General features: G+C 57.8%; 7 protein-coding genes. 6 read left to right on the top strand and 1 reads right to left on the bottom strand.

Going from position 1 to position 5,519, the window contains the following annotated elements:
• Positions 1 to 127: 127 nt before the first annotated feature.
• Positions 128 to 904 carry a 16S rRNA (adenine(1518)-N(6)/adenine(1519)-N(6))-dimethyltransferase RsmA gene (rsmA, locus tag ACOCD2_RS11480; protein WP_293647700.1) on the bottom strand — a complete coding sequence of 259 codons (777 nt, stop codon included), beginning with the start codon at positions 902 to 904 and terminating at the stop codon, positions 128 to 130.
• Positions 905 to 981: 77 nt separating this feature from the next.
• Here rsmA and ACOCD2_RS11485 point away from each other — a divergent pair, with 77 nt between their 5' ends.
• The 6 genes from ACOCD2_RS11485 (at position 982) to ACOCD2_RS11510 (ending at position 5,415) form a co-directional block, all read left to right on the top strand.
• Entirely contained in the window at positions 982 to 1,215 is a 234-nt protein-coding gene (locus ACOCD2_RS11485) for a heavy-metal-associated domain-containing protein (RefSeq protein ID WP_293647699.1), read from the top strand.
• 242 nt (positions 1,216 to 1,457) lie between these two features.
• Complete coding sequence (gene miaB / locus ACOCD2_RS11490) at positions 1,458 to 2,804, top strand: tRNA (N6-isopentenyl adenosine(37)-C2)-methylthiotransferase MiaB (protein WP_293647698.1); 1,347 nt, start codon at positions 1,458 to 1,460, stop codon at positions 2,802 to 2,804.
• Positions 2,805 to 2,811: 7 nt separating this feature from the next.
• Complete coding sequence (locus tag ACOCD2_RS11495) at positions 2,812 to 3,801, top strand: PhoH family protein (protein WP_293647697.1); 990 nt, start codon at positions 2,812 to 2,814, stop codon at positions 3,799 to 3,801.
• Positions 3,798 to 4,250, top strand: coding sequence for an rRNA maturation RNase YbeY (gene ybeY, locus ACOCD2_RS11500; protein ID WP_293647696.1), 453 nt, complete (start codon positions 3,798 to 3,800; stop codon positions 4,248 to 4,250). Before ACOCD2_RS11495 ends, ybeY begins: the two co-directional genes overlap by 4 nt.
• Positions 4,247 to 5,110, top strand: coding sequence for an HlyC/CorC family transporter (locus tag ACOCD2_RS11505; RefSeq protein WP_293647695.1), 864 nt, complete (start codon positions 4,247 to 4,249; stop codon positions 5,108 to 5,110). Before ybeY ends, ACOCD2_RS11505 begins: the two co-directional genes overlap by 4 nt.
• 56 nt (positions 5,111 to 5,166) lie before the next feature.
• Complete coding sequence (locus ACOCD2_RS11510) at positions 5,167 to 5,415, top strand: hypothetical protein (protein WP_293652606.1); 249 nt, start codon at positions 5,167 to 5,169, stop codon at positions 5,413 to 5,415.
• The last annotated feature ends 104 nt before the right edge of the window (positions 5,416 to 5,519 follow it).

Below are 5,519 nucleotides of genomic sequence, written 5' to 3' on the forward strand. Positions count from 1 at the left end.
TGCAGGGAAAGCGTTGCTGGCTGGATTTACACATTGCTCAATTGATTTGTATCAAAGGAACGGGCGCTTTTTGGAGCGATTTGTTTTTTGCAGGCGTATTTTGTTGAGTCAAACAGAAGGGCTGGTTTCAGGCGATTGCGTTACTCAGGCGGGCGAAGTTTTCCACCGGTAATTGTTCTGCCCTGGCGGCGGGATCTACACCGCAGTTCTCCATGATTTCAGTCGATACCAATTCCTTGAGGGTGTTGCGCAGGGTCTTGCGGCGCTGGGAGAAGGACTGGGTGACTACCTTTGAGAACAGGGCCGGGTTTTCGATGGCAAAGGGCGGTTTTTCGTAGGGAATCAGGCGCACGAAGGCGGATTCGACCTTGGGGGCAGGCTGGAATGCGCCTGCTCCGATGGGAAACAGCATCTGCACCTGGCAATACGCCTGCAGCATGACACTCAGGCGGCCATAGGTTTTGCTGCCGGGTCCGGCGGCCATGCGTTCCACCACCTCTTTTTGCAGCATGAAGTGCATGTCCTGCAGGCAGTAGGCATTTTCCAGCAGGTGAAACAGCAGGGGCGTGGAGATGTTGTAGGGCAGGTTGCCGATGATGCGCAGCTTTTCCCCGGCATCGGCCAGCTGGCAGAAGTCGAATTTCAGGGCGTCGGCGGAATGGAGCCGAAACCCCGGGTGATTGCCGTATCGGTTCTCCAGCAGCCTGACCAGATCACGATCCAGTTCGATGGCGTCGAGCCGGTTTGCCGCTGTGAGTAAATTTTCGGTGATGGCGCCCTGTCCGGGGCCGATTTCCACCAGATGATCGTCTGGTTTGGGGTGGATTGTGCGGAGGATTTTGTCGATCACGTGAGGGTCATGAAGGAAATTCTGCCCGAAACGTTTGCGTGCCTTGTGTCCCATGAACCCATTGTACCCTTGATTTATCCTGGCGGTAGTCTATACATGGATAAGGGGAGTTGATAATGAGGAGAGAGAACATGTCTGACTACTGTACCGATATTCTGATACATATCGACGAAAACCTGGACGACGCCAATATCCACGAGATCGAGCGGGATATCAGCATGATCGACGGTGTTTACAGCGCTTGCGTGCATGAAAATGCCCGGCACCTGATGCTGGTGGACTACGATCCCGAGAATCTCGTCGCTCAGGAGCTGCTGGGCAGGGTGGAGAATCGTGGTTTGCATGCGGAACTGATTGGCCTGTAGACGGCCCTCTGGCGGGGTTTCCCTGACACAGGCTCATTCCACCCTCTTTTGTGCTGGCTGAATTTGGTAGGATGTGGTGAACTTGCGAACCGCATCGAAAAATCCCCGCTTCTTCTTGATGCGGTTCGTGCCTCACCGCATCCTACCCTGTTGTGTTCAATACCTTGTGTCCCGCACATAAACATGGCGGCTTTGGGCTGAAAGTTATACAATTTCTGGCCGTTCTTCATTTTTATAAATGTATGTCAGGCAAGCTGTATATCAAGACCTTTGGCTGTCAGATGAACGAGTACGATTCCAGCAAGATGGAAGACGTGCTTCGCGAGTCTCACCAGCTGGAAATCACCACCGACCCTGAAGCGGCAGATGTGCTGCTGCTCAACACCTGCTCCATTCGCGAGAAGGCGCAGGAGAAGGTGTTTTCCCTGCTCGGTCGCTGGAAGGACTGGAAGCGGGAAAAGTCCCATCTGGTGATCGGTGTGGGTGGCTGCGTCGCCAGCCAGGAAGGCGAGGCAATTCGCAGCCGAGCGCCTTTCGTCGATCTGGTGTTCGGACCCCAGACCCTGCACCGCCTACCCCGGATGCTGGATGATGTGCGCGAACACCATCAGCCCGTGGTGGATGTGAGCTTTCCCGAGATCGAGAAATTCGATCGCCTGCCCGAGCCCCGCGCCGAAGGCCCCACGGCTTTCGTCTCCATCATGGAAGGCTGCTCCAAGTACTGCACCTATTGCGTGGTGCCCTATACCCGCGGCGAAGAGATCAGCCGGCCCTTCGATGACGTCATTGCCGAGGTGGCGCAACTGGCGCAGCAGGGCGTGCGCGAGGTCAACCTGCTGGGACAGAACGTCAATGCCTACCGCGGACAGATGCACGACGGGGAGATCGCCGATCTTGCCCTGCTCATCCGTTACGTGGCCGCCATCGAGGGCATCGAGCGCATCCGCTTCACCACTTCCCATCCGGTGGAATTTTCTGATTCTCTCATCGAGGTTTATGCCGATGTGCCCGAACTGGTAAGTTTCCTGCACCTGCCCGTGCAGTCGGGCTCGGACCGTATTCTCATGGCCATGAAGCGTGGCCACAGCGCCTTCGAGTACAAGCAGAAGATCCGCCGCGTGCGCGAGATCCGCCCGGACATCAGCATCTCTTCCGATTTCATCGTCGGCTTTCCCGGCGAGACGGACGTGGATTTCGGACATACCATGGCGCTCATCGGCGATATCGGCTTCGACCAGTCCTTCAGTTTCATCTACAGCCGCCGTCCGGGCACACCCGCGGCCGACTATGAAGACGACGTGCCTCACGAGGTCAAACAGGCCCGGCTGGCGGAACTGCAGCAGGCCATCAACACCAACGCCCAGCGCATCAGCCGCCAGATGGTGGGCACGGTGCAGCAGGTACTGGTGGAACGTCATGCGCGCAAGGATGCCAGGGAACTGGCTGGCCGCACGGAACACAACCGGGTGGTGAATTTCGCCGCTCCCGAATCCCTCATCGGGCAGTTCGTGGATGTGCGCATCACCGGGGCCATGCCCAATTCACTGCGAGGAGAACTGCTGGATCAGCCCGCTGCGGCTACCGCCTGAAGACTGTATGACGACTGCCCTGGCCTCTGATCATCCCGAATCTCTGGATCTCGTTCTGGAGCCCGAAAACAACGAACGATTGCGCAATGTCTGCGGTCAGCTGGACGAGCACCTGCGCCAGCTGGAAGTGCGTCTGGGTATCGAGATCAACAACCGCGGCAGCAGTTTTCGCCTCATCGGTGCGCCCGAGGCCGTGCAGGCAGGCGCGCAGCTGCTGCAGAAGCTGTACCGGGCGACGGAAGACGAGGTGCTCACCCCGGCGGCCGTGCATCTGTATCTGCAGGAATCCGGGGTGGAGCAGCTGCTGCAACCGGCAGAGCCGGATCTGCCCGAAGTCGTCATCAAGACCAAGCGCGGCATGGTGCGCGGGCGTGGCCCCCACCAGAAGCAGTACCTGCACCGCGTGATGAAACATGACATCAATTTCGGCGTGGGGCCGGCGGGCACCGGCAAGACCTATCTGGCGGTGGCCAGCGCCGTGGATGCCCTGGAGCGCGACAAGGTGCGCCGCATCATGCTGGTGCGCCCGGCTGTGGAGGCGGGAGAGCGCCTGGGGTTCCTGCCCGGCGACCTGGCACAGAAGATCGACCCCTATCTGCGGCCCCTCTACGACGCCCTGTACGAGATGCTGGGCTTCGAGCGCGTGCACAAGCTGGTGGAGCGCAACGTCATCGAGATCGCGCCCCTGGCCTACATGCGGGGGCGCACCCTGAACGAATCCTTCATCATCCTGGACGAGGCCCAGAACACCACGCCGGAGCAGATGAAGATGTTCCTCACCCGCATCGGCTTCGGCTCCACCGCGGTGATCACCGGAGACGTGACCCAGGTGGACCTGCCGCGCCACCAGCGTTCCGGCCTGCGCCAGGCCACCGAGATCCTGGCCCAGGTGGAAGGCATCAGCTTCACCTACTTCAATGCCCGGGACGTGGTGCGGCATCCTCTGGTGCAGAAGGTCGTGCAGGCTTATGACCGCCACGAGAGTGATGAAGAATGAGGGCCGATTTGGAGGTTCAGGTTGCCAGCAAAGAAAAGGATCTGCCGTCTGACAGAGATTTCATGAAATGGACCCAGGCCGCACTGCAGCAGGAAGGTGCCGGAGTGGTGATTCGCATCGTGGATGAGGAGGAGAGCCGGCAGCTCAATCATGAATACCGGGGCAAGGACAGGCCGACGAATGTACTGTCCTTCCCTTTCGAAGCGCCCCCCGAAGTGACTTCCTATCATCTGGGCGACCTGGTGATCTGCGCCCCTGTCGTTGCCGAAGAGGCGGCGAGGCAGGGCAAGCTTCTGCAGCATCACTGGGCGCACATGGTGGTGCATGGCATGCTGCATCTGCAGGGTTATGACCATCTGAACGATGCAGATGCGGAGCGCATGGAGTCCCTTGAACGGGAACTCCTGCAGAACCTGGGCATCCCCGACCCTTATCGCGAGACAGCATGAACGCTAAACCTTCCCCTTCCTTTTCGTCACAATTCAAGAGAACCCTCGGTCGCTTGCTCAAGCCCCTGGTACAGACCGAGCCGGAAAACCGCGAGCAGCTGGTGCAGGTGCTCAAGCAGGCGCGCAGCCGTCACCTCATGGACGGTGAGGCGTTGTCAATGATGGAAGCCGTGCTGCAGGTGTCCGAGCTGCGGGTGCGGGATATCATGATCCCCCGGGCGCACATGGTCGTACTGGAAAGAGACAAGCCGGTGGAAGCGCTGCTGCCGGTGATCATCGAATCCGCCCACTCGCGCTTTCCCGTCATTGGCGATGACAAGAGCGAAGTGGTGGGCATCCTGCTGGCGAAAGACCTGCTGCAATACTGTGGCCAGGACAGCCCTTCCTTCAATATGCGTGACGTGTTGCGCTCCGCCGTGTTCGTGCCGGAGAGCAAACGGCTGAATGTACTGCTGAAAGAGTTCCGCCTGAGCCGCAACCACATGGCTATCGTCATCGATGAATACGGTGGCGCGGCCGGCCTGATCACCATCGAGGACGTGCTGGAGCAGATCGTGGGCGAAATCGAGGACGAGTACGATTTCGACGAGGGCGCCTACATCCTCAAGCGGGATGAAAATCACTATACCGCCAAGGCTCATACCACCATCGAGGACTTCAACGAGTTTTTCGGCACCGGGTTCGACGACCAGGACTACGATACCATCGGCGGCATGGTGGTCAATGCCCTGGGTCACCTGCCCCAGCGGGGGGAAAGCGTGGATATCGATGATTTCCGTTTCACCGTGGTCCGCGCCGACAGCCGCAAGGTGCGTCTTTTGAATATCGAGCGGAAGTTGAGTGAACCCCCCGCTGGATAGCCGTGGTGTTTTCCGGTGATCTTAGTATCAGTTCGAGACGGGAGTAATACCTGTTCATGGAGATAAAAATAGTCCCACTGCGAGTGCTCAAAGTATTGCTCTTTATTGTACTCACCTTGCTGGCGGCGAATGTAGCGGGAATCATCGCTATTTACTATTTTGGGCATGAGTACGTTTTTGGGCTTGTTCCTCTGTTCAATCTCGATATGGAGTCCAATATACCGACCTTGTATTCCTCTGCTCAATTGTTGCTGTCGGCGCTATTACTGTTTTTTATTTCAAGGTTATTGAAAACTAGAGTTTAGAGTAAGCAACATTGTTCCACCGTATATTTTCGGGTGAAATAAAGTTGCTATTTTGTTCATACTGCCCGTTAGAGCTTGTTCTATACGCTGATTGCTGCATCCTG

Source organism: Thiolapillus sp., assembly GCF_048562965.1.
Classification (GTDB): domain Bacteria; phylum Pseudomonadota; class Gammaproteobacteria; order Chromatiales; family Chromatiaceae; genus Thiolapillus; species Thiolapillus brandeum_A.